The sequence below is a fragment of the Polaribacter marinaquae genome (assembly GCF_038019025.1).
Lineage (GTDB): Bacteria > Bacteroidota > Bacteroidia > Flavobacteriales > Flavobacteriaceae > Polaribacter > Polaribacter marinaquae.
Window position 1 is genome coordinate 888,426 of sequence record NZ_CP150496.1, and the last position, 23,240, is coordinate 911,665.

At 28.6% G+C, this 23,240-nt stretch carries 22 protein-coding genes and 1 pseudogene; 10 read left to right on the top strand and 13 right to left on the bottom strand.

Annotated features, from left to right (window positions below; genetic code table 11):
- Window position 1: 1 nt before the first annotated feature.
- The 8 genes from coaBC to WG950_RS04105 form a co-directional block, all read right to left on the bottom strand.
- Window positions 2-1,213, bottom strand: a complete 1,212-nt coding sequence (gene coaBC, locus WG950_RS04070) for a bifunctional phosphopantothenoylcysteine decarboxylase/phosphopantothenate--cysteine ligase CoaBC (RefSeq protein WP_340934270.1) — start codon at window positions 1,211-1,213, stop codon at window positions 2-4.
- Window positions 1,213-1,533, bottom strand: a complete 321-nt coding sequence (locus tag WG950_RS04075; protein WP_077808914.1) for a DNA-directed RNA polymerase subunit omega — start codon at window positions 1,531-1,533, stop codon at window positions 1,213-1,215. The genes coaBC and WG950_RS04075 overlap by 1 nt, the downstream gene beginning before the upstream one ends.
- Window positions 1,534-1,542: 9 nt before the next feature.
- Window positions 1,543-2,403: an outer membrane protein assembly factor BamD gene (locus WG950_RS04080; protein WP_079738506.1), complete on the bottom strand. Its 861-nt coding sequence runs from the start codon at window positions 2,401-2,403 to the stop codon at window positions 1,543-1,545.
- 125 nt (window positions 2,404-2,528) lie between these two features.
- Window positions 2,529-3,038: a ferritin gene (locus WG950_RS04085; protein WP_077808912.1), complete on the bottom strand. Its 510-nt coding sequence runs from the start codon at window positions 3,036-3,038 to the stop codon at window positions 2,529-2,531.
- A gap of 21 nt (window positions 3,039-3,059) precedes the next feature.
- Window positions 3,060-3,935 carry a 4-hydroxy-tetrahydrodipicolinate synthase gene (gene dapA, locus WG950_RS04090; protein ID WP_340934271.1) on the bottom strand — a complete coding sequence of 292 codons (876 nt, stop codon included), beginning with the start codon at window positions 3,933-3,935 and terminating at the stop codon, window positions 3,060-3,062.
- 104 nt (window positions 3,936-4,039) lie between these two features.
- The gene (locus WG950_RS04095; protein WP_340934272.1) at window positions 4,040-4,555 is read right to left on the bottom strand and encodes a DUF6913 domain-containing protein; all 516 of its coding nucleotides are present in this window, start codon (window positions 4,553-4,555) and stop codon (window positions 4,040-4,042) included.
- Window positions 4,556-5,045: 490 nt separating this feature from the next.
- Window positions 5,046-8,702, bottom strand: coding sequence for an ABC transporter permease/M1 family aminopeptidase (locus WG950_RS04100; RefSeq protein WP_340934273.1), 3,657 nt, complete (start codon window positions 8,700-8,702; stop codon window positions 5,046-5,048).
- 78 nt (window positions 8,703-8,780) lie between these two features.
- Window positions 8,781-9,671, bottom strand: coding sequence for an ABC transporter ATP-binding protein (locus tag WG950_RS04105; RefSeq protein ID WP_340934274.1), 891 nt, complete (start codon window positions 9,669-9,671; stop codon window positions 8,781-8,783).
- A 150-nt stretch (window positions 9,672-9,821) separates the two neighbouring features.
- Here WG950_RS04105 and WG950_RS04110 point away from each other — a divergent pair, with 150 nt between their 5' ends.
- Together WG950_RS04110 and WG950_RS04115 are read left to right on the top strand one after the other, a co-directional pair.
- Entirely contained in the window at window positions 9,822-10,910 is a 1,089-nt protein-coding gene (locus WG950_RS04110) for a M42 family metallopeptidase (RefSeq protein WP_340934275.1), read from the top strand.
- A 63-nt stretch (window positions 10,911-10,973) separates the two neighbouring features.
- The gene (locus tag WG950_RS04115; protein ID WP_340934276.1) at window positions 10,974-11,522 is read left to right on the top strand and encodes an NUDIX hydrolase; all 549 of its coding nucleotides are present in this window, start codon (window positions 10,974-10,976) and stop codon (window positions 11,520-11,522) included.
- On the opposite strand, the gene WG950_RS04120 is transcribed toward WG950_RS04115, so the two are convergent.
- The gene (locus WG950_RS04120; protein ID WP_340934277.1) at window positions 11,523-12,290 is read right to left on the bottom strand and encodes a DUF6503 family protein; all 768 of its coding nucleotides are present in this window, start codon (window positions 12,288-12,290) and stop codon (window positions 11,523-11,525) included. It abuts the gene before it with no gap.
- A gap of 19 nt (window positions 12,291-12,309) precedes the next feature.
- Window positions 12,310-14,076: an ABC transporter ATP-binding protein gene (locus WG950_RS04125; protein ID WP_340934278.1), complete on the bottom strand. Its 1,767-nt coding sequence runs from the start codon at window positions 14,074-14,076 to the stop codon at window positions 12,310-12,312.
- A 336-nt stretch (window positions 14,077-14,412) separates the two neighbouring features.
- Here WG950_RS04125 and WG950_RS04130 point away from each other — a divergent pair, with 336 nt between their 5' ends.
- The 6 genes and pseudogenes from WG950_RS04130 to WG950_RS04155 all read left to right on the top strand — a co-directional run bounded on the left by WG950_RS04130 (window position 14,413) and on the right by WG950_RS04155 (window position 18,661).
- A complete protein-coding gene (locus WG950_RS04130) occupies window positions 14,413-14,577 on the top strand; it encodes a hypothetical protein (protein ID WP_340934279.1) in 165 nt (54 codons plus the stop codon).
- Between the two features lie 50 nt (window positions 14,578-14,627).
- Window positions 14,628-14,915, top strand: coding sequence for a hypothetical protein (locus WG950_RS04135; protein ID WP_340934281.1), 288 nt, complete (start codon window positions 14,628-14,630; stop codon window positions 14,913-14,915).
- Window positions 14,916-14,939: 24 nt separating this feature from the next.
- Window positions 14,940-15,323, top strand: a pseudogene (locus WG950_RS04140) (GLPGLI family protein); the annotation flags it as partial.
- Between the two features lie 4 nt (window positions 15,324-15,327).
- Window positions 15,328-15,768, top strand: a complete 441-nt coding sequence (locus WG950_RS04145; RefSeq protein WP_340934283.1) for a GLPGLI family protein — start codon at window positions 15,328-15,330, stop codon at window positions 15,766-15,768.
- Between the two features lie 29 nt (window positions 15,769-15,797).
- Complete coding sequence (locus WG950_RS04150) at window positions 15,798-16,028, top strand: GLPGLI family protein (protein ID WP_340935230.1); 231 nt, start codon at window positions 15,798-15,800, stop codon at window positions 16,026-16,028.
- Window positions 16,029-16,033: 5 nt separating this feature from the next.
- The gene (locus tag WG950_RS04155) at window positions 16,034-18,661 is read left to right on the top strand and encodes a carboxypeptidase-like regulatory domain-containing protein (protein WP_340934284.1); all 2,628 of its coding nucleotides are present in this window, start codon (window positions 16,034-16,036) and stop codon (window positions 18,659-18,661) included.
- A gap of 55 nt (window positions 18,662-18,716) precedes the next feature.
- On the opposite strand, the gene acs is transcribed toward WG950_RS04155, so the two are convergent.
- Complete coding sequence (acs, locus tag WG950_RS04160; RefSeq protein ID WP_340934285.1) at window positions 18,717-20,624, bottom strand: acetate--CoA ligase; 1,908 nt, start codon at window positions 20,622-20,624, stop codon at window positions 18,717-18,719.
- A gap of 54 nt (window positions 20,625-20,678) precedes the next feature.
- Here acs and WG950_RS04165 point away from each other — a divergent pair, with 54 nt between their 5' ends.
- The gene (locus WG950_RS04165) at window positions 20,679-21,449 is read left to right on the top strand and encodes a sulfite exporter TauE/SafE family protein (protein WP_340934287.1); all 771 of its coding nucleotides are present in this window, start codon (window positions 20,679-20,681) and stop codon (window positions 21,447-21,449) included.
- 93 nt (window positions 21,450-21,542) lie between these two features.
- The gene (locus WG950_RS04170; protein ID WP_340934288.1) at window positions 21,543-22,343 is read left to right on the top strand and encodes a TerC family protein; all 801 of its coding nucleotides are present in this window, start codon (window positions 21,543-21,545) and stop codon (window positions 22,341-22,343) included.
- 54 nt (window positions 22,344-22,397) lie between these two features.
- Here the strand turns inward: WG950_RS04170 and WG950_RS04175 are convergent, their stop codons facing one another.
- Window positions 22,398-22,763 (bottom strand): glyoxalase, encoded by a 366-nt coding sequence (locus WG950_RS04175; RefSeq protein ID WP_340934289.1) that lies wholly within the window; start codon window positions 22,761-22,763, stop codon window positions 22,398-22,400.
- The gene (locus WG950_RS04180; protein ID WP_077808895.1) at window positions 22,756-23,238 is read right to left on the bottom strand and encodes a hypothetical protein; all 483 of its coding nucleotides are present in this window, start codon (window positions 23,236-23,238) and stop codon (window positions 22,756-22,758) included. The genes WG950_RS04175 and WG950_RS04180 overlap by 8 nt, the downstream gene beginning before the upstream one ends.
- Window positions 23,239-23,240 lie beyond the last annotated feature (2 nt).

The following is a 23,240-nucleotide window of genomic DNA, read 5'->3' on the forward strand; positions in this document are numbered from 1 at the left end:
CTTATTTAAGAATTCTTACTACAATTTCATTCATAATATCTTTTGCTACTTCTACTTTAGACTTTAATTGAAATGATTTTTCGTTTAAATCTTTATCAATTACCGTAACCTTATTGGTGTCTGTTGCAAACCCTGCTCCTTTGTCTTGTAAAGAATTTAATACAATTGCATCTAAATTCTTTCTTTTTAATTTGCCTTTTGCATTTTCTAGTTCGTTATTAGTTTCTAAAGCAAAACCAACTAAAAATTGCTGTTTTTTAATTGCACCTAAAGAAGCTAAAATATCTTTTGTTGGTGTTAACTCTATGTCTAACGTAGCATCTTTCTTTTTTATTTTCTGAGTAGCAATGTTTTTTGGTTTATAATCAGCAACTGCTGCAGATAAAATAGCAATATCTACATCAGCAAAATAAGAATGTGCAGCGTTGTACATGTCTTCTGCAGAAACAACGTCTATTCGTTTTACTAGAGAGTGTGAAATTTTTTGATGACTTGGGCCTGAAATTAAAAAAACTTCGGCACCTAAATTTGCAGCAGCTTTTGCTATTGCAAATCCCATTTTACCAGAAGAATGATTTCCGATAAAACGCACAGGATCTATTGCTTCATAAGTTGGACCTGCTGTTAGTAATACTTTTTTACCTTTTAAAGGTAAATTCGATAAAATATCATTTTCTATAAATGAAACAATATCTTGTGGTTCTGCCATTCTTCCTTCTCCTACCAAACCACTAGCCAATTCGCCAGAAGTTGCAGGAATTAAAATATTGCCAAAACTTTGTAATTTATCTAAACTTTGTTTCGTAGACGGATGTATGTACATATCCAAATCCATTGCAGGCGCAAAATAGACAGGACATTTAGCAGATAAATAAGTAGCTAGTAAAAGATTGTCGCAAGTACCGTTGGTCATTTTAGACAATGTATTTGCTGTTGCAGGTGCAATTAACATATAATCTGCCCACAAACCTAAATCTACGTGATTATTCCATAATTCATTTTCATCTTCTTTAGAATAAAAAGTTGAATGAACAGGATTTTTAGAAAGTGTAGAAAGTGTTAAAGGTGTTATAAAATCTTTAGACGCAGGAGTCATAATAACTTTAACTTCTGCGCCTAATTTTATAAATAAACGAACTAAACTAGCCGTTTTATATGCTGCAATACCTGCAGTAATCCCTAAAAGAACTTTCTTATCTTTTAAAACAGACATTACTCTGCTTCTGGGTTTCTATGGTATACTTTTTCGTTTAACCATTCTTCAACTGCCATTGCTGTTGGTTTTGGTAATCTTTCGTAAAACTTAGAAACTTCTATTTGTTCTTTATTTTCGAAAACTTCTTCTAAAGAATCGTTATATGTAGCAAATTCATCTAACTTATCTACTAATTCTCTTTTTAAATCAGAATTAATTTGATTTGCTCTTTTTGCTATGATAGATATTGCCTCATAAATATTTTCTGTAGGCGCTTCAATTTCATTTTTATCGTAAGTAATAGTACTTAACGGTGCTTTTGTATCTTTATAATCCATCTTAAATAATTATTTCTTTTGTATATTCTGTAATTCTTTCTGCTTTGCAATTAAAGCTTCTACTCTAATTTTTTCTGCTTCTAATGTAGCTACCATTTTATCAGAATCTTCCATAAATTGAGATTCAGGAAAACTCTTTTTTAATCTCTGATATGCTTTCATTGCAGCTTCAATTCTTTCAGGCTTTCTTCTATCTGTGCTTTTTAACACAAAATCATGCGCCGCTTTTAATCTATAATATAAAGCTTCTTCTTTAAATTTTGTTCCTAAAAAGTCTTCTAGTAAATTATCAAAAGCTTGTATAGATGCTTTGTAATTTCTTAAATCGTAATCTGCCGTTCTGTAATAAGTTTTCGCAATTTCGAAATATTTTCTTTCTAACTTAGTTCTAAGTTCAGAATAATATTTGTTTGCTTCTGCAATTTTATCAGAATCTGGATACGTGTTTATAAAACTTTGAAAAGATTCTAATGCTTTGTTTGTATCTGTAGGATCGATACTAAATCTTGGTGATGCCAATTTATAACTGTATGCAGATAAAAATGCAGCTTCTTCTTTTTTAGAACTCTTTGGATAACTTTTTGTAAAACGGTCGTAATAATATGCTGCTTGCGCGTAATTTTTTACATTAAAATTAGATTGCGCAACCATAAATTGTATACGCTCCATTTGAGGTTTACCTCTGTAGGTTGGTGTTACTTTTTCGAATAAACGTAAAGCCTTACTGTATTTCTGACTTTCGTACATCTTTACAGCCATCTTATACTGCTCTTCTGATGTACCTTTATTTAATACTTTTTGATATTCACCACAAGAAAACAGTAGTAAACTAAGAACAAATAAATACGCTAAATTTTTAATTTTTTGCATCGGGCAAAATTAGTGATTAATTATGGATAAATAAAACGATTTTTTACACAGTTGTTTATGCTATGTAATTTTCATTACAAAACAACAAAAAATAGCCATAAACCGCTACTAAAAGTTTGTTAATATTAAACTTCTTCTTCTGGCGCTGTGATTAATTGCTTGATGTCATTATCAAATAAATAAAAACCACTTTTATCGTCTCCTATTAAACTAATCTTATCTAAAATATTTCTAGCCAAAGCTTCTTCTTCTATTTGCTCTGAAACGTACCACTGTAAAAAGTTATGTGTTGCATAATCTTTTTCTTGTAAACAGATATCTACCAAATCGTTTATAGATTCTGATACTGCTACTTCGTGATTAAATAATTCTTGAAACATTTCTTTAAATGAACCAAAAGAAACTGGTGGCGCTGCTAAAGGAGAAATAATTGCATGCCCACCTCTTTCATTAATAAACTTTACCAATTTTAGCATGTGCATTCTCTCTTCGTCAGAATGTGCGTACATAAATTGAGAAACACCTTCAAAACCTTGTGTTTCTGCCCATGACGCCATTGCTAAATATACTTGAGAAGATTGTGCCTCTACCGTTACCTGTTTGTTTAATGCGTCTTGAATTTTTGGTTTTAACATGTTTTATCTTTTTTAGTAAAGTTAAAAGTTTTTTACAAAATTAGCAATTTTTGCTTGAAGTGTTGCACTTGCTTTTACCAAAGGCAATCGTACTTCATTTTTACAAATACCTAATTCTTGTAAAACTGTTTTTATTCCGGCCGGATTATTTTCTTCAAAAATCAAATCAATAATAGACATTAATCTAAAATGCATTGCAAAACCTTCTTTGTTATTGCCTTCTAAACCATCTTTTATTAATGTAGAAAATTCTTTAGGATATGCTTGCCCAATAACAGAAATTACACCAGAACCGCCTGCAAGCGCAATACTTAATGCCAAATCATCATCACCAGAAATAACTAAAAAGTCTTTTGGCTTGTTCTTTATCAACTCTAAATATTGTTGCATATTATTACCTGCTTCTTTTATACCTACAATGTTTTCAAAATCGTTTGCAAGTCTAATCGTCGTTTCAGCATCCATGTTTTTTGCTGTTCTACCAGGTACATTATATAAAATAATTGGCTTTTCTGTTGCTTCTGAAATTGCTTTAAAATGCTGATAAAAACCTTCTTGCGTTGGCTTGCTGTAATATGGCGCTACAGATAAAATACCATCTATATTCTCTAAATTGGTTGTTTTTATATCTTTAACAACCTCTAAAGTATTATTACCACCAATTCCTAAAACTAAAGGAACTCTACCCGCATTTGTAGTTACAATAACATCTATAATTTTTAGTTTTTCTTCTTTACTTATAGTTGCACTTTCTGCAGTTGTACCGTTTATTACTAAATAATTGGTACCATTTTCTATATTAAAATTAACTAATTTAATTAGTGCATCGAAATCTACACTTAAATCTTCATTAAAAGGTGTAACTAAAGCTACTCCTGTTCCTATAAACTTTTGCATTCTATAAATATTTTGATAGACAAAATTACAATTTTAAGATTAATATTTTACCGATTTTAATCTCTATTAGAAAGAATAAACAACTTTAAAAAGAAAGTTTAATTTTATAGCTTTTTTAAAATCTGTAAGTATTTTTTAACTTCTTCTGTAAAAGTTTTGTAATTTTTTATTTCAGATGTAATTTCTAAATGATAAAGCTTAGAATTCACATTAGAAAATCCTACTTTAAAATCTGCTTTACTTTGTAAAACGGCTGTTTCTAAATACATATTATTTTCATTAAAATAACCAACTAACAAGTCTAAAGGTTCGTCTAAAAAGCTTTTAAAGTTCGTTTGAAAATAATTTCCGCTCCAGTTTATGTCTTTCTCTGTAAAATGTTTGTAAGAAATTTCATCGTTTTTATTAAAATCTCTTTTGCTGTAAATTTTCACATTTTTGACTCCCAAAGTATTTTCAAAAACTTTTTGTAAGTCTGTCTCTGCTGATATTTCTTCTGAAGTAATGATACCAACAGATTGTATTTTTTTTAAAGTTGACGCACTCGTTTCTTCTTTTAACGAAACTAATTTATCTAGTTTCTTTTTTAAAACGCGCTCTTTTAATCCTTTAAAAATCATTTAGTATCTATTTGAAAAAAAATAAAAATAGTAATTATTATCTTAAGTTTCTTGATTAATTATGCATCATTTTAGTGTAACATTTACCTAATTATTTGCAATAACATAGAATCAATTTTGTTTTTGATGTTGTAAAATTATAAATACTGAAAAAACAGTAATTACATCGATTGCAAAAAAAGAACACCTAAAACACTATTAAACAATAAAATACACAATCAAAAACTTATAAAACCTTTAAATAAATTAAGAATTAATGATTTTTTTTATTTTTAATTTGTTTTTTTAACATATTTTTTACTATTATTGTAATGTTGTTTGATAATTCATTATCAAATAATATTTAACCCCTAACTGGTAAATAATTTTTATACGTTCTTTTTGCCCTAACAAAATCTACGTTATTATTATAAAAGCATTTACCCCTATCTAAAAAAGCAACTACCTAAAAGTAGTTGCTTTTTTTGTGCTCTAAATTAACCTGAAGAAGTTATAATTTCATCCTATTATCATCAGATTTTGTATCAATTAATTTATTGTACGGATCTACACCTACCTCTATAGGCTTTTTATCTACAATAATAGAAATTGTGTTACGAATTTGTGTAATCTTATGCTTTTCTAAATACAATTGCTTTTCTTTTTTTACACCGTCTTTTTCTTCTTCAGTAAAAATACCGATATCTATATAATCTTCTAATTTAACAGACAACAAAGGTTTGCTTAACTTCTCGTTTGTATAACTTAATGTATCACCTACTTTTTGGCCATAATATTTTTTCCCTTTTTCATCATTTCTGTATTTAGAAACCTCAAATTCAATATCAACTTTATATTTTCCGTTTTCTAAAGCTGTAGATTTTGCATCAACAATTCTGTTTTTGTACAACGTAACTGTTTCAAACATATCTTTAATAACATATTTTAAAGAATCTGGTGTTACCTCTTTAATATAATTTACCATTTCTAAAGAAGTTGTATAAGGTGCTTCTTGAAACTTTACTTTTTCTACATATTTTTTTAAAGCATTATTTAATTTTTCTTCACCTAAATAATCGCTTAATGCATAAAATACTAAAGATCCTTTTTGGTAACGAATATAACCTTGCCCATCATTGTACATTAATGGTTTTTCTCTTTTAGTTTCTAAAGTTCTTTGAATCAAATAACCGTCTAGTGCTTCTTTTAAAAACGTTCGCATTTTTGGCTTACCATTTTGATGTTCTAAAACTTTTAATGCTACATATTCCGATAAACTTTCTGATAACATTGTTGCGCCTAAAACATCTGCACCAATTACTTGATGTGCCCACCATTGATGCGCTACTTCATGAGCCGTTACCGCAAAAGGATAATCTACTCCGTCATCATTTGTATCATCTACAGCCGCAATAAAACCAAATCCTTCTGAAAACGGAATTGTGTTTGCAAATGATTGGGCAAATGTACCTTGTGTTCTCGGAAACTCTATAATTCTTAATTGTTTGTGTTGATACGGACTAAAGTTTTTCTCGTTATAATTAATAGACGCTTTCATACCTTTTAGCATTCTGTCTAAATTATAATCGTGTTGTTTATGATAATAAATTTCTAAACTTATTCCTTTCCAAATTTCTTTTTTAACTTCATATTTTGCTGAATTAAATGCATAGAAATTCAACATTTTACTATCCATTTTATAATGAAAATACTTTCGATTTCCTTCTGTCCATTCTTTTTGCAAATAACCAGGCGCAATCGCTATTTGATCTTCGGATGTTGATACGGTTGCTTCAAAATCTATCCAATCAGAATCTTTAGAAATATAAGTATTACCCAATTCTGTAGAGTCAGTTGGTAACGGACGTAAATTATTTGGTGGTAAATCGTATTTTTTTCTCGTTTTATCATCAATCAATTCTCCACCCGAAGAATATCCTAAAGAAGGAAACATCGAAAAATTATTGATAAATGTTCCGTTTGCTAAAACTGGCGATTTTCTTTGAAAAACAGTGTTTTCTTTACTTTTTACATGCACAGTAAGTTGTAATGAATCACCCGGTAAAATTTTATTTTCAAACTTGTAAATATCAAAATTAAAAACCGTGTCTTCTAAAACTAAATTGTTTGGTTTATTAAATTCGAACGTACTTTCTAACGAATTATGATTTAAGAAAATACTATCAATTGCTGTATCTGTTTTATTAATCATTGTAAAAACAGCGTTTGCTTTATAGGTTCTTTTCTTAGGAAAAATAGCAACATCTGCTTTTACAGCAACAATTCTTGGTTGCTTATAATTCTCGTATTTTTTATATGATTTTTCCCATTTTACAGCATTTAATTCTGCTTGTTTAGATGCAGAATTTTTCTCTTTAGATCTTGTTGCTGTATAAATAGTTGCACCCAAACTTATAAAAGCAACGGCAACAACCACCAAACTAAATATTTGCGGCATCTTAAATCTAGATACAGCTATGTTTAATCTTTCTGAAAAAGAATTTGGTATGCCTCTAACCCAAAATAAAATACTTAAAATCAATAAAATTGTTCCGCCTAAAATCCAATACAATTTGTACCATAAATATCTAGATAATGCAGATCCATAACCATTCATATCAGAATAACTAAAACCTGGCCCTTCGTTATATTTAAAAATTGCCAATTCAATTCCTATTAAATCTAAAAACGGAATTCCGATTGCTAATATTAGCAATACCAACAAACCTAAATACTGATTTTTAAATAGTGTTTGAATAAATATTGCTAAAAATGCCCAAACCACATAATTTAAAAATTTTAAACCAAATAATTCTTGAATATACAGCCCTATCTCAAAGTTATAATAGCCTTGATATACTTGAAACAACATACCAGAAACCATAATTACAGCCAATAAAACCAATTGCATTTTTAAAATAGCGATAAACTTAGAAAATAAAAGCGTCCAGTTTGGTACCGGTGTGCTATCTACCAAATGATTAATTTTTGCAATTCTTGCTCTTTGCACCAACATACCTGCATATAAAAAAGTACAAATATTAATTACAAACAGGCTAAAAATGTTTCCGCCACCTAACATTTGCCAAGTTACAGGCAATGTATCTGTTCCAAAAATTTCACTTGAAATAAATAAAGTACCAAACAGCATTAAAAGCCCTACAATTAATATTGATATAAATGGTAAACTTTTAAAAATGTATTTAAAATCGATGTTAGACAATTTCCACATCACTTTTAGGTTTTGTAAAAACGAATAATCATAAGTTACTTTAGGCAAAGTAATTTTTGTAACTCCGCTAAAGTTAGATTTTGTAACTCTTTCTGATTTTGATTTTTTTAACGAAAATGTTACTGCATTTTGGGTAAATTTAAAATACTTATAAACCAATCCAAAGATTAAACTAGATACTAATAACCATATCAAACGATTATAAATTACTAGTTTACCTATCGGAATTTGCAATTCATTCTGCTCAGAAACAGTCCAATATTTTGTATAATAAGAAGACGCAGAAGAGCCAAAAGGATCTAACAACGCTAATAAACTTGCTTGTTCTGGATCTGATAAAATGCTAGAAATTGCCCCTTCTATAAACATTAAAATAATTACTGTAATAAACCCAGCGGTTACATTTCTAGAAAAAGTAACCACAGCAAAAACTACGGCACCAAAAAATAAAACATTTGGTAAAATATAAACCAAATAGGTTTTTAAATAGGTAACAATATTAAAATTTGCAACAATGTCTTGATTGGTTCCTGGAAATCGAAAACCAATAATCATACCTAAAGCTATCACTAAAACAATCGCAGAAACCACCACGATTCCGCTAAAAAATTTAGCAAATAAATAATTAGCCTTCGTAAAAGGATACGAATATAAAATGGTATGCATTTCACTTTTAAAATCTCTATAAATTGAAACACCAATAATAGACGGAAATAAAAAGAAAATTAAAGTGGTAAACCCATTAAATAAACCTGTAATGCCTATTGGCGAGTTTACAATTCGAGAAGAACCCATGGTTCCTGTAATTCCGTCCCAGATACCTGCAGATGTTGCTGATAAGAAGAAAGAAATTATTAAAAATATTGAAATATAAATGTAAAAAACTGGCTTGTTAAACCAATATTTTAATTCTTGTTTAAAAATTGTAGAAAACATAATAAAATAGTTTTAAGCGATTCGTTTTAAATATTCTTTTTTTTGAGTTTTGTAACTAAAACTCTTCATCAAAAACTATTAATTGGTTAAAACTGGTTCATCTTGTTTTAAAGCTATAAAATACACATCATCTAATTGCGGTGTTGCCTTAACAAAGTCATCCGAGGGTTTTTCTAAAGCGTGTACTCTAATATTTAATGTATCATCAGCATTAAAATTTCTAGACAAAACGTTGAACAACTTCATATTTTCTTCTAAATCATCTTTTTGGATTACTTTGGTCCAAATAGTATTCTCTAATTCTTCTGTTGCTTTTTTAGGCGTGCTATGTTTTAAGATTTTACCACCATTTAAAATAGCCATCTCATTACACAATTCTTTTACGTCTTCTACAATATGTGTAGAAAAAATAACGGTACAATTGCTACCAACTTCACGTAAAACATTTAAAAAACGATGTCTTTCTGCCGGATCTAAACCTGCAGTTGGCTCATCAACAATAATTAATTTAGGATTATTTAAAAGTAGTTGTGCAATACCAAAACGCTGTTTCATTCCGCCAGAATAACCTGCAACATGTTTGTGTCTTACTTCGTATAAATTAGTAATTTCTAACACTTCTTTTACAATTGCTTTTCTTTCTGTTTTATTAGCAATTCCTTTTAAAGTGGCAAAATAATCTAACAATTCGTCTGCAGACATTTTAGGATACACACCAAAAGACTGCGGTAAATAACCCAAAACTTTACGCAAAGACATGTTGTCTTCTAAAACATTAATATCACCAAAAGTAATCGAACCAGCATCCGGACTTTGTAATGTTGCAATAGTTCTCATTAAAGAAGATTTACCTGCCCCATTTGGTCCTAACAACCCAAACATACCTGTGCCAATTTCTAAATTTAAATTATCAATAGCTTTTACACCATTTTTATATGTTTTGGTTAAATTTTTAATAACTAATTTCATATTACTTTTTTGTTGGTTAATGTTGTGTGATTAGTGTAAAAGTAAGCACTTTTGTTACACTATTTTGTGATTTTTTTAATGGAAATCCTAAAAAATGGTATTATTTTTACATCTATCAAGAAAAAATCAATTTTTATAAATTTATAAATAATGGCTAAAAAATCAATTTTAAATAAAGATTCACTTACATTTTTAGAAAAATATTTAAATAATGCGGCTCCTACTGGTTACGAATGGGAAGGTCAAAAAATTTGGATGGACTATCTAAAACCTTATGTAGATGAATTTATTACAGACACTTATGGTTCTGCTGTTGGTGTTATAAATCCGGATGCAAAATACAAAGTTGTAATCGAAGGACACGCAGATGAAATATCGTGGTATGTTAATTATATTTCTGACAACGGATTAATTTATGTAATTAGAAACGGTGGATCAGACCATCAAATTGCACCAAGTAAAATTGTAAATATTCATACTAATAACGGAATTGTAAAAGGTGTTTTTGGATGGCCTGCAATTCATACAAGAAACAAATCGAATGAAGAAGCACCAAAACCAGACAATATTTTTATTGATACAGGTTGTGCTACAAAAGAAGAAGTAGAAGCTTTGGGTGTGCATGTTGGTTGTGTAATTACTTATCCGGATGAGTTTCATATTTTAAACGGAGACAAATTTGTTTGTAGAGCTTTAGACAACAGAATGGGTGGTTTTATGATTGCTGAAGTTGCGCGTTTATTAAAAGAAAACAAAAAAGATTTACCGTTTGGATTGTACATTACAAACTCTGTACAAGAAGAAATTGGCTTGCGTGGTGCAGAAATGATTACACAAACCATTAAACCAAATGTTGCCATTGTTACCGATGTAACGCATGATACAACTACACCAATGATAGAACCTAAAAAAGCAGGTTTACTAGAAATTGGTAAAGGGCCTGTTGTTGCTTACGCGCCAGCGGTTCAACAAAAATTACGAGATTTAATTACAGAAACTGCCGAAGCTAAAAAAATCCCTTTTCAGCGTTCTGCACTTTCTAGAGCAACAGGTACAGATACAGATGCTTTTGCTTATAGCAACGGTGGTGTAGCATCAGCTTTAATTTCTTTACCACTAAGATATATGCACACAACTGTAGAAATGGTGCATAGAGAAGATGTAGAAAATGTAATTAGAATGATTTACGAAACACTTTTAAATATTAAAGACGGAGAAACTTTTTCTTACTTCGAATAAAAATACTTTAATTATGAATTACGAATTTTTACTTACAAATTCGTAATTCATAATTTTTTAAAAATGGACGAACTCATAGACATATTAACACCAGAAGGAAAATCAACAGGCAAAACTGCTTTAAAATCTGAAGCACATAAAAACGGTTGGTTTCATGCCACTGTACATATCTGGTTATTTACTTCGGATGACAAAATATTGCTTCAAAAAAGAGCAATGACTAAAAAAGTATTTCCGGGTTTATGGGATATTTCTGTTGCAGGACATATAGGCGCAGGAGAAACTATTTTAGTAGCTGCACAAAGAGAAGTTTTTGAAGAAATTGGTCTTAAATTACAAGAAAAAGACTTTATTAAAATTGGCACAAGAATTCATCAAGTTAAGCATCTAAACGGAATTATAGATAACGAGCATCATCATGTTTTTATAGCCGAATTAAAAACTCCTTTATCAACTTTAAAAATTCAAGAAGAAGAAGTTGATGACATCAAATTATTCAATTTAAAAGTTTTAAAAGACACAAAAAACCTTGAAAACGTATTGTTACCAAGGTTTCATGCGTATTACTGTATGGTTTATGATAAAATAATTGAATTTAAAAACAAAAAATAATTAACCTTTTGGTTTTTCAAAAAATGAATTTGCCATTTTTGTTTTACTAATTAATGGTAATGTAAATTTCACACTATTTCCAACAGGTTTTGTTGGCAATCCGTTTTTGTCTTGTGCATACCAAATAATTTCATTTGGTAAAAGAAACCCATTTACATTTTCCCATTTTTTATATTTTATCCAATTATAACGATTGCTTGATGTCTTAGAATTAAAAGTCACCGTGTAGGCTAACCATTCCATTTTATAAGTTTCAGGATTGTAGTATACAATATAATTATCATTAGAAGAATTACCAATATTTGCTTTGTAAGAAATTTTAAATCCAGGATATTTTACATTTTCAAAAACTAAATCTTCTGCTTTTTCATATACAATTCCGTTATCACCTAAAACAAAAGGCATTGCATAAAAATAGAAATATAAATTGTAATAAAACTTCGGATTACCTTTGTAATCACCATCATTTTCTTCATCTAACCAAAACTGATTGCCATCAAACCCTAAAGAATATTTTGGTGCATTAATTACGGTTTTTCTAGATTGAAGCGCTACCGTATGCGTTTCATCATTTATATTAAAAGACAATAAATGGTTTGATTTCCAATTTGAAATTCCGCCATGAAATTGAAAAACTTTATGCAATTCCGAAGGAAATTTAGACTCTTTTATCTCTACAACTTCTTTTTGCTTAACATCTTTTTTGGCTTCTTTTTTACAAGAAACAATTGTGAATACAAGTACGAATACAACTGCTAATTTTTTCATAATATATTTTTAATACTTTCTAAATTTTAGATTGATACGTATACAAATCGAAATATCTACCTTCTTTAGCAATCAACTCATCATGCGTTCCTCTTTCTGCAATTTCACCAGCCTCTATTACCAAAATTTGATCTGCTTTTTTAATAGTACTCAACCTGTGCGCAATAACAATTGTGGTTCTGTCTTTTACTAATTCTGATAAACTTTTCTGAATTAAAGCCTCACTTTCTGTATCTAAACTAGAAGTAGCTTCATCTAAAATAATCATTTTAGGATTTGCCAAAATAGCCCTTGCAATTGCCAATCGTTGTCTTTGTCCGCCAGATAATTTTACACCTCTTTCACCAATTAAGGTATCTAAACCATCATCAAAACGATCTGTAAATTCATTTACATAAGCTGCTTTTACAGCATTTTGCAACTCTTCTTTAGTAGCGTTTGGTCTAGGGAACAAAATATTATCTCTTATGGTTCCTTCAAATAAAAATTCATCTTGTAAAACAACACCTAAATATTTTCTAAAACTAGATAATTTAACCTCAGACATGTCTTTATTATCTATAGTGATTTTACCCGCTGCTGGATTTAAAAATGTTGCCGATAAACCTGCAATTGTAGATTTACCAGAACCAGAACTACCCACCAAAGCAGTAACAGAACCTGCAGGAACTTTAAAATTAATGTTATTTATTACTTGTTTACCTTCTTCATAAGAAAACGAAACATCTTCAAAAACAACATCACCTTTTACATCATCTAAAACAATAGTTCTATGCTCGTTATCTTCTTCCGCAGCCATATTCATTAGCTCTTCTGTTCTGTCTAAACCAGCCAATGCTTCGGTTAATTGGCTACCAATATTGCTCATTTGAACAATTGGTGCAACCATAAACGCTAACAGAAATGTAAACTGAATAAAGTCTCCAAAAGTTAAACTTCCTTCCATCATATAATATCCACCAATTCCCATAACACCTGTGGTTGCTAAACCTATTAAAAAAGTTGAAGAACTTGTCATTAAAGCAGTAACCGTCATGCTTTTCTTTACGTTTTCGTAGATATTTGCTACTCCTTTTTCAAAAATTTCACTTTCTTGTTGTTCTGCATTAAAGGCTTTTATAACTCTTATGCCTCCTAAAGTCTCTGTTAATCGACCTTTTACTTCTGCATTTATTTTACCTCTTGCTCTAAATATTGGTCTAATGTGTTTGAAAGATTTTAAAGCAATTAAACCAAAAATAGATAACGGAATAAACGTAAAAAGTGTCATCCAAACATTCATTCTTAATAAAATTACAAGTGTTACAATTGCTGTAAATGAACCACCAATAAGTTGCACCAAACCTGTACCAATAAGGTTTCTTACTCCTTCTACATCACTCATAATTCTAGAAACTAAAGCGCCAGATTTTGTGTTATCGAAAAAACTAATTGGTAAAGACAATACTTTCTTCTGCACTTGGGCTCTAAGTTCTGATATTAAATATTGTGCCTGAATACTTAATACTTTTGTCAATAAAAATGAAGTAATTGCTTGCACTAAAATTGCGCCGATTACTATTAAAACCAAATTGTAAAGTTGATTAAAGTCTTTATTTGGCACAACTTCGTCCATTAAAACTTTACTTTGCAATGGCAAAACAAAACCAGAAAGACTTCTTATTATTATCAATACCAAACCCAATAAAACCAAGTTTCTTCTTGGCCAAATAATTGTTTTAAAAGCTTGTTTTAAGGTTACTTTTGGTTTGTTTTTACTTTTTTTTGATTCTTTGAAATGTTGCATAAAAAATAGTTGTCAATTTATATGCCACAAGGAAAAAGCATGACAGATTTACAAAGTTACAATAAACAAAAAAACTTAAAGGTTTTAATACCGAAAGAACTTATTCTAAACGTAAATACATATAAATTAAAACTTTAACTTAAATAAAAACGTGAGTTTCATTTTTTTTTTACATTTGGATATCTTCCATCAAAAATATTTTGTGGAAGAGAAGAAAAAATTGCTTTCTTTAATTACAATTTAAAATTAAACTTTACGCCAAACATTGGCTTGTAATCTAGTACACATTATTTAAAAGTAATTTTAACACTTGCTTTTATAGCGGGTATTACAACAATGAATGCGAATACAAATATTGAAAACAATGATCCAGAGGATGATTGTATTGCATATGCATGTGAAGGACTTGATGAATTTCTAGATTTTGTTGATGGTGAATCAAATGAAGCTCTTAATGATTTCATCGTTGATACATTATACAATGATTGCATGGGATTATAATTAATTTATGGGGAAATTAAACAATTTCCCCTTTTTAAAAAAAAATGAATATGATGAAAAAAATAACAGTTTTGCTATTTGTTTTATATGTATCAAATATATTTTCTCAAACAGGAATTATTAAATATACAACTAAAGTAGTTGATAATAAATCTAATGTTAGTGAACGGATAAAGAGAATGATTATTGAGGCAAATAGAACAAAATACACACTAATTTATAATTTAGAAAAATCTTACTTTCAAAAAGATAAGAATATACCAATTTATCCACTAGAAGCTAAATTGGCTTCTGTATTAGTAAGGTCAAACAAAAATTCACATCAATTAAACAACTAAAAAAAAGAAAACTTTTTTAACACTTTTATTAAAAACACTAATTATATCGTAGATGATAGTGATAAAATGAGTAATTGGGTTTTTGTTAATGAAACTAAAATTATAGATGGATATATATGTTTTAAAGCAACAAAAGAAATATTTTATAAAAGAACTAATGTTAAGTCAAATAATATAGCTTGGTATACACCTGATATACCTGTACCTTATGGACCCGCAGGTTATGGTGGTTTACCAGGTTTAATATTACAATTAGAAATTGGAACTAAAGTTACTTATTTGGTAAGTAAGGTTATATTAAACCCTACAAAAAAAGTTGAAATACCAACTTTAAAAGAAGGTGAAAAAATAAACTTAGAAGAAATGGTTTTTTTAATGCAAGAAGCAAGAAAAGTTACAAAAGACTAACGTTATGAAATTAAAAAACATATTTTTTGCATTATTATTTTTAACAAATTTAACAGCACTACATAGTCAAAACGGAATTATTACATACAAAACAAAAAGAACAAAAATTCGTAAAACTTCAAACCCCGAAATGACTAGAAAAATTACGGAGGAAGTAAATAGAAGTTCATATGTTTTGTACTTTAATAAAGAAAAATCTTTTTTTAAAAAAGTAAAAAATATACCACTGTATCCATTCGAATCAAAATTTGCTGATATTTCTACAGGTGCCAACAAAAATTGGTATCAATTTAATGGTATTAATAAAGAAGCTATGTATAATACAGAAATTTTAAGTAAACAATATATTATTAATGATAGTTCTAGAATGAAAGAATGGGAATTATTTAATGAAATTAAAATTATTGATGGTTACACTTGCTATAAAGCAGTTAATAAAAATTAAATACTAGATCTGGTAATTACATTACTAATATTGCATGGTACACTACAGATATACCCTTGCCTTATGGCCCTATAGGTAATGGTGGTTTACCCGGATTAATTTTGAAATTAGAAATAGATAACTTTTATTATTTAGTTGATAAAATCATTTTAAATCCAAAAAAAGTAAAAAAAATTCCTAGCTTAAAAAAAGGTAAAAATATAAATGTAAACGAAAAAATAAGATTAATGAGAGATGCTAGAAAAGTTACTATAGACTAAAAATTATGAAAAAACCACATCTAATTTTATTTTTTATATTAAACTTTTCTCTTGCTATATCCTCACAAATAGTAATAAAAGGTAAAATTTTAGATGAAAATAATAAACCATTAACTGGCGCAAATATTTTAGCTTTCCCCACCAATAATGGTAAATTAGCCCATAACGTTAGTGATAATTTAGGCAATTATACTTTATCGCTTACAAAGAACACAACTTATAATACCTCTATAAGTTTTATGGGCTTTATAACTAGAAAAGAAATTTTAAACAATACTAAAAAAGATAGTATTATTAATTTTATTTTAAAGGAAGACCCCAATAAATTAGAAGAAATTGTAATTAAATATAAAATTCCGGTAAGAATTAGAAAAGACACTACCACATATAATACAGATGCTTTTACAAATGGTAAAGAACGTAAACTAAAACAAGTTTTAAAAAAATTACCTGGCGTAGAAGTAGATAGAAAAGGGAATGTTACTGTAAAAGGTAAAAAAGTAACGACACTTTTAGTAGATAATAAAAAGTTTTTTACGGGAGACACAAAATTGGCAGTAAACAACATACCTGCAGATGTAATTGACAAAATAGATGTTATAGAAGATTATCATGAAAATGCTTTTATGAAAGGTTTAGAAAAATCTGATGAAATTGCGATGAACATTAGCTTAAAAGAAGACAAAAAAAAGTTTGTGTTTGGAGATATAGAGGCAGGTTTAGGTATTAAAAACAGATATGTTTTACATCCTGCAATTTTTAAATACAGCCCAAAAACTAATTATAGTTTTATTGGAGATTTTAACAATACAAACAGAAAATCTTTTACTTTAAGAGATTATATAAATTTTGATGGTGGTTTAGACATGAATAACTTAAAAGAAGTTATTCAATCTCCGGTTGTAAAATTATTAAGAAATCAAAATTTTACAGCTAGTAAACACAAATTTGGTGGTTACAACATGCAACATGCTAAAAATGAAAAACTGAGTATTAGTTCTTTTTTAATTGCACTATCAGATAAAACAAATAGTCGTGTAGAAAACTTTAGAAATTATTTAATAGATAATATTACTGAAAGATTGCGCGAAGATGAAAGAAATAATCAGAATTTGTTCTTAGGAAAAATACAATTCTTATATAAACCAGAAGAAAATACAAGAATTAAATATTATACTAAATTTGAAAAGACTTCGATAAACCAAACCATCGAAAACAATAGAGATTTAGCTAATTCAATAATAAACTTTAATGAAAATAATTTAATTAATTCTGATAAAATAAATTCTTATTTAAAAGCAGAAAAAAAGTTTTCTACTTACCATACATCACAAGCAATTGTAAATTTTAATTTTAATAAAATTGATGATTCCACAAATTGGTTAACAAACACTAATATTTTCCCAAATAATATTCCCATCAATGAGAAAGAAAGTATAAATGTTCTAAAAAAATCTTCAACTGAAAAGTTTGAATATAATGTGGCTTTAAAGCACTTTTGGATATTAGATAATGTGAATCATCTTTATTTTAATGTTGGTAATAATTTCGAACAAAATAAATTTAAGAGTAATTTACAACAAGATAATACAACTATTAGTAATTTTTCTAATAATCTATATCACAACCAATTTACAATTTTTACAAGTATTTTATATAAAAAATTAATTGGTGATGCTATTTTTACGGCAGAATTAAAATATCAAAATTACTACAGAACAAGTTTAGACCTTAATAACAACAGCTCTTATCAATCTAATTTACTACTACCTAAAATTGAAATGGATTGGGATATTACTAATAGAAAGAAGCTTATCTTTAAATACAACCTTACAAATACATTTCCAAGCACAAGACAATTAATTTCTAATAATATTTTAAATAATTACAATAATATCTATACTGGTAACACGGATTTAAAAGAAACTTTTTATCACTTTGTTAGTTTAAGTTATAGAAATTACAAAACCTATGGTTGGAGTTTTTACCCAAGTATTTATTATAAGATAAGAAATAATCAAGTCCAGAATATTTTTAACACTTCAACTATTTTTAATATTATTAATCCTATTAACATTGATACTCCCAACAAATCTTTAACTACAAATTTTAGAGTTGTTTACAATTATAAATACTGGAAAGCTACTGTATTAACAGAATATACAAATTCCAATTACGCAACATTTATAAACAATAATAAAATTAAGTCTAATAATAATTCATTTTTAACCCGAGCCAGTTTTAGAACTGTATATGATAATAAACCAAATATAGATTTTTCATATTCTCAAACACATAAAGACAACACAAACTCTTTATTTAGTGCAATTTCTAATTTATCTAATTTAGATGTTGCTGTAGATTATGAGTACAAAAATTGGAAATTTAAAACTGAATATTTGTATAATTTTTATAAAAATAACGCTACTAAAAACACCAATTCGTTTAACGAATTAAATGCTTCCATTTTTTATCAAAAAGAAAATAGTCCTTGGGGCTTTGAACTATTAGGCACAAATATTGGTAACAATATTTCTAAATTAAATTCTACTTTGTCTTCAAATTTATTTTCTGAAAGAAGAACTCTTGTTTTCCCTAGAACATTTGTCGTAAAAGCAATCTACAAATTATAATTTTGTCAATCTGTAACTCAAAATCTTATTTCTATTAAAAGTTCTAAAATCTGTTTTACAATCGATTATCAATAATACTTTGCACAACTTCCGGGTTTAACAATGTACTTGTATCGCCTAAATTATCCATTTCATTAGCAGCAATTTTTCTTAAAATACGACGCATAATTTTTCCTGAACGTGTTTTTGGCAATCCTTCAGAAAATTGAATTTTATCTAATTTTGCAATTGGTCCAATTCTGTCTGCAATTAATTGATTGATTTCTTTTTTAAGATTATCATGATTTCTATATTCTCCTGCATCCTTTAATGTAATATAACCGTATAAAGCACTTCCTTTAATTTCGTGCGGAAAACCAACAATAGCAGATTCGGCAATTGCCGGATGCTCGTTTATAGCATCTTCTATTGGTGCAGTTCCTAAATTATGTCCAGAAACAATAATAACATCATCTACTCTACCAGTTATTCGATAATAACCAACTTCGTCTCTTAAGGCGCCATCGCCTGTAAAATAGTTATTTTCGAAAGCAGAAAAATAGGTTTCTTTATATCGTTGATGATTTCCCCAAATAGTTCTCGCAATACTTGGCCAAGGAAATTTTATACACAACCTTCCTTCTACTTGATTTCCTTTTAATTCTTGTCCGTTTTCATCCATCAAAGCTGGTTGAATACCTATAAAGGGTAATGTTGCATAGGTTGGTTTTGTAGGTGTAACATACGGAATTGGAGTAATCATGATTCCGCCAGTTTCTGTTTGCCACCAAGAATCTATAATCGGACTTTTCTTTTTACCAACATTATCATTATACCAATGCCATGCTTCTTCATTTATGGGTTCACCAACAGAACCCAAAACTTTTAACGAAGACAAATCATATTTATCCACCAATTCTGTACCTTGTTTTGCCAATGCTCTAATTGCTGTTGGCGCTGTATAAAACTGATTTACTTTGTGCTTTTCTACAATTTGCCAAAAACGACCAAAATCTGGATAACTTGGTACACCTTCAAACATAACAGTTGTTGCACCGTTTGCTAACGGACCATAAACAATATAAGAATGTCCGGTAATCCAACCAATATCTGCGGTACACCAATACACATCATTTTCTCTATATTGAAATGCATTTTTAAAAGTATAAGCAGCATAAACCATATATCCTGCAGTAGTATGCACCATTCCTTTTGGCGTTCCTGTAGAACCAGAAGTGTATAAAATAAATAACGGATCTTCGGCATTCATTATCTCTGCCTCACAAACATCAGAAGCGTTATCTAACAAAGGTTGTAACCATTTATCTCTATCAGATTTCATCGATATATTAGATTGAATTCTTTTTGCAACTAAAACAGTTTCTACACAACCACAATTTTCTAAAGCTTCATCTACAATTCCTTTTAAGTCTATGGTTTTTGAGCCTCTATAAGATCCATCAGCAGTAATTACCATTTTACAATCAGAATCATTTATTCTTGTTGCCAATGCTGTTGCAGAGAAGCCTGCAAAAACTACAGAATGTATTGCGCCAATTCTGGCACATGCTAAAGTTGCAATTGCCAACTCTGGTATCATCGGCACATAAATACAAACTCGATCTCCTTTTTGTATACCTTGCTCTTTTAACACATTTGCAAACTGATTTACTCTTTTGTACAATTGGTTATAAGTTATATGTTCTGCAGCCTCATCTGGATTATTTGGCTCAAATAAAATAGCAGTTTTATCTCCTCGAGTTGCCAAATGTCTATCAATACAATTTTCTGTAATATTTAATTTAGCACCTTGAAACCATTTTATTTCTGGTTTCGAGAAATCCCACTCTAGAACTTTATCCCATTTTTTTCGCCAAATAAAATGCTCTTCGGCTATTTCTTCCCAAAAACTTTCTGGCTCTCTAATAGACTTTCTGTATACTTGATAGTATTCTTCTAAATGTTTTATGTGGTAATTACTCATAATAAGTTTTGCTAAGTATAATTCTTTCTAAAAATAGAAAATTATATTTGCTTTATGGAATTTGATTTAATTTTAACAAACTTACCTGTAATAATTCTGTTTTTTTCAGTAGCAATATTATATGCAGCTGTTGGTTTTGGTGGCGGTTCTAGTTATTTAGCAATTTTAGCATTAACAAGCATTGCATTTACACAAATTAGAGCAACTGCTTTACTTTGCAACATTGTTGTTGTTACCAGTAATGTTTTATTATTTCATCAGCAGAACCAAATAGAATGGAAAAAAATAGTGCCTTTAATTCTCTTAAGTATTCCGTTTGCATTTCTCGGTGGAAAACTAAAAATAAGTCAGAATTTCTTTTTTATTCTTTTGGGTTTTACACTTCTTTTTGCAGCAATAACTATGTGGATTTCAAAAAAAATAATTTCTTCTGATGCTAAATTTAAAGAGTCTAATTTTCTAAAAAATGCAGGCTTTGGTGGTTTTATCGGTTTTATTTCTGGAATGGTTGGTATTGGCGGAGGCATTTTCTTAGCGCCACTTTTACATCTTACAAATTGGAATACGCCTAAAAAAATTGCTGCTACAGCTAGTGTATTTATTTTAGTAAACTCTATTGCTGGTTTAATTGGGCAATATTCTAATCCAGATTTTAATATCGATTGGCAATTAACTTCTATTTTATTAATTACGGTTTTTATTGGCGGACAAATAGGAAGCAGATTAAGCGCAACAATTCTTAAACCTATGCAACTTAAAAAGGCAACTGCTATTTTAATTGCTTTTGTAAGTATTAGAATTCTAGTTAAACATTTATTTACCTAAAACTATAATGTTAAAAGTAAATCGAATATTAATTGTGTATTTTCTACAATCCAAATATATTTGAACTTCATACTTATTAAACAATAAAAAACTATGTTAGAAGTAATTTTTACATTAATTATGCTTGTACTTTTACAAGCAGTTCTTGGTTTCGATAACCTACTTTATATTTCTTTAGAGTCTAAAAAAGCGCCGGTAGCAGATCAAAAAAAAGTTAGAAAAACAGGAATCTTAATAGCAATTGTTTTAAGAATTGTATTGCTTTTTGTTTTAGTGTCTATTATTGATTTTTTTCAAGAACCTTTTTCTTTTTTAACTGGTGAAATAAAAGATATTGTTCATTTTGAATTTAATGGTCACAGCATCATTGTTTTATTAGGTGGTGGTTTTATTATCTATACAGCTATTAAAGAAATTTGGCACATGATTGGTACTAACAATTTAGATGACGATATTGAAGGTGATTCTAAAAGAGCTAAATCTGCTAATGCAGTTATAACAAGTATTGTAATTATGAATCTTGTTTTTTCTTTCGATTCTATTTTAGCTGCAATTGGTTTAACTAGTGAAATCGAAAATTCTACAACCGCTTTTATTGTAATGGCTATTGCTATTGTAATTAGTGGTTTGCTAATGTTATTTTTAGCTGATAGAATTTCTAGCTTTTTAGCAAAAAACAGAATGTACGAAGTATTGGGTTTATTTATTCTTTTTATTGTAGGAATAATGTTAGTTACAGAAGGCGGACATTTAGCACATATTAAACTTTTTGGTAACGAAATTGTACCAATGAGTAAAACTACTTTTTACTTTGTATTAGCGGTATTGGTTATTGTTGATGTAGTGCAAGGAAAATATCAGAAAAAATTATTAGCAGCTCAAAAGAAGCAATAATTTTAAATTTATATTTTAAAAAAGGTGTTTGTAAAATTACAAACACCTTTTTTTTTAGATTTCATCTAAGCTATCTTGAATTCTTTGTGCAATTATCTGTAAAATTCTTCTATTTAATTCTGATGAATTTCCATCGTAAAACGCATATTCTTCGATCGAAAAATCTCCAATAATTAAACCTAGATTTAGGTTTTTAAAATTGATATCTTTTGTAAAAATAGCTTTTACTCTACTTCTTTTCTTTTGGGCTGTTAAAACAGAAAAATCAATTTTTCTTTTCTTTAAATAACTCTTAAAAAACACAATTAACAAATTGTGTTGCATTTTTATAATAGGTCGTAAAGTTTTATTTTGAAAAACTTCTGCTTCAGACATATTATCTGTTATTAAATTTTCTAATACAGGTCTTGTTCTACTCATTTTCTAATAATTCATTTAATTCTAATTGAAAATCGTATTGTAAATCTTCGTGTAGTTTTTCTAAAGCTTTTTTTATCATTCTTACCTGTGTATCAAAAACACTTTGTAAACGCGTACTTCTTTTTATAGAGGGTTTAAAAGCTTTTAATTTTTTACAAAAATACAGTAACAACTCTACTTCTGTTTCTTTTTTCTTTGAATAACGAATGTGCTTTTTGATTGACGTTAATATTTTTCGAACACTTTTTCTAATGTAAAAAAAACTCTTCGTATTGATTTCGCTAAACTGTAAATCTACTTCTTCTTTTATCGTTGCTATAAAAGATTCTTCATCATGAGATTCGAATAATAAATAGGTAAGTAATTCTTTGTTTTCTTTTTTAAATCGAGCCAAATGCAGGCATAAATCTTTTAAATCTGAGGCAGATTTATGCGACAATTCATCTTTAAGTTGCTTAATAGTAACTGCTTTCATAA

Excerpts from the sequence above, each read along its gene's own strand:
- WG950_RS04165 (WP_340934287.1), top strand. The coding sequence starts at position 20,679 with ATGGAATTTGATTTAATTTTAACAAACTTACCTGTAATAATTCTGTTT.
- WG950_RS04120 (WP_340934277.1), bottom strand. The coding sequence starts at position 12,290 with ATGAAAAAATTAGCAGTTGTATTCGTACTTGTATTCACAATTGTTTCT.
- WG950_RS04130 (WP_340934279.1), top strand. The coding sequence starts at position 14,413 with ATGAATGCGAATACAAATATTGAAAACAATGATCCAGAGGATGATTGT.
- WG950_RS04095 (WP_340934272.1), bottom strand. The coding sequence starts at position 4,555 with ATGATTTTTAAAGGATTAAAAGAGCGCGTTTTAAAAAAGAAACTAGAT.
- WG950_RS04110 (WP_340934275.1), top strand. The coding sequence starts at position 9,822 with ATGGCTAAAAAATCAATTTTAAATAAAGATTCACTTACATTTTTAGAA.
- dapA (WP_340934271.1), bottom strand. The coding sequence starts at position 3,935 with ATGCAAAAGTTTATAGGAACAGGAGTAGCTTTAGTTACACCTTTTAAT.
- WG950_RS04100 (WP_340934273.1), bottom strand. The coding sequence starts at position 8,702 with ATGTTTTCTACAATTTTTAAACAAGAATTAAAATATTGGTTTAACAAG.
- WG950_RS04075 (WP_077808914.1), bottom strand. The coding sequence starts at position 1,533 with ATGGATTATAAAGATACAAAAGCACCGTTAAGTACTATTACTTACGAT.
- WG950_RS04080 (WP_079738506.1), bottom strand. The coding sequence starts at position 2,403 with ATGCAAAAAATTAAAAATTTAGCGTATTTATTTGTTCTTAGTTTACTA.
- WG950_RS04125 (WP_340934278.1), bottom strand. The coding sequence starts at position 14,076 with ATGCAACATTTCAAAGAATCAAAAAAAAGTAAAAACAAACCAAAAGTA.
- WG950_RS04155 (WP_340934284.1), top strand. The coding sequence starts at position 16,034 with ATGAAAAAACCACATCTAATTTTATTTTTTATATTAAACTTTTCTCTT.
- WG950_RS04085 (WP_077808912.1), bottom strand. The coding sequence starts at position 3,038 with ATGTTAAAACCAAAAATTCAAGACGCATTAAACAAACAGGTAACGGTA.
- coaBC (WP_340934270.1), bottom strand. The coding sequence starts at position 1,213 with ATGTCTGTTTTAAAAGATAAGAAAGTTCTTTTAGGGATTACTGCAGGT.
- WG950_RS04175 (WP_340934289.1), bottom strand. The coding sequence starts at position 22,763 with ATGAGTAGAACAAGACCTGTATTAGAAAATTTAATAACAGATAATATG.
- WG950_RS04135 (WP_340934281.1), top strand. The coding sequence starts at position 14,628 with ATGATGAAAAAAATAACAGTTTTGCTATTTGTTTTATATGTATCAAAT.
- WG950_RS04180 (WP_077808895.1), bottom strand. The coding sequence starts at position 23,238 with ATGAAAGCAGTTACTATTAAGCAACTTAAAGATGAATTGTCGCATAAA.
- WG950_RS04105 (WP_340934274.1), bottom strand. The coding sequence starts at position 9,671 with ATGAAATTAGTTATTAAAAATTTAACCAAAACATATAAAAATGGTGTA.
- WG950_RS04115 (WP_340934276.1), top strand. The coding sequence starts at position 10,974 with ATGGACGAACTCATAGACATATTAACACCAGAAGGAAAATCAACAGGC.
- acs (WP_340934285.1), bottom strand. The coding sequence starts at position 20,624 with ATGAGTAATTACCACATAAAACATTTAGAAGAATACTATCAAGTATAC.
- WG950_RS04170 (WP_340934288.1), top strand. The coding sequence starts at position 21,543 with ATGTTAGAAGTAATTTTTACATTAATTATGCTTGTACTTTTACAAGCA.
- WG950_RS04145 (WP_340934283.1), top strand. The coding sequence starts at position 15,328 with ATGAAATTAAAAAACATATTTTTTGCATTATTATTTTTAACAAATTTA.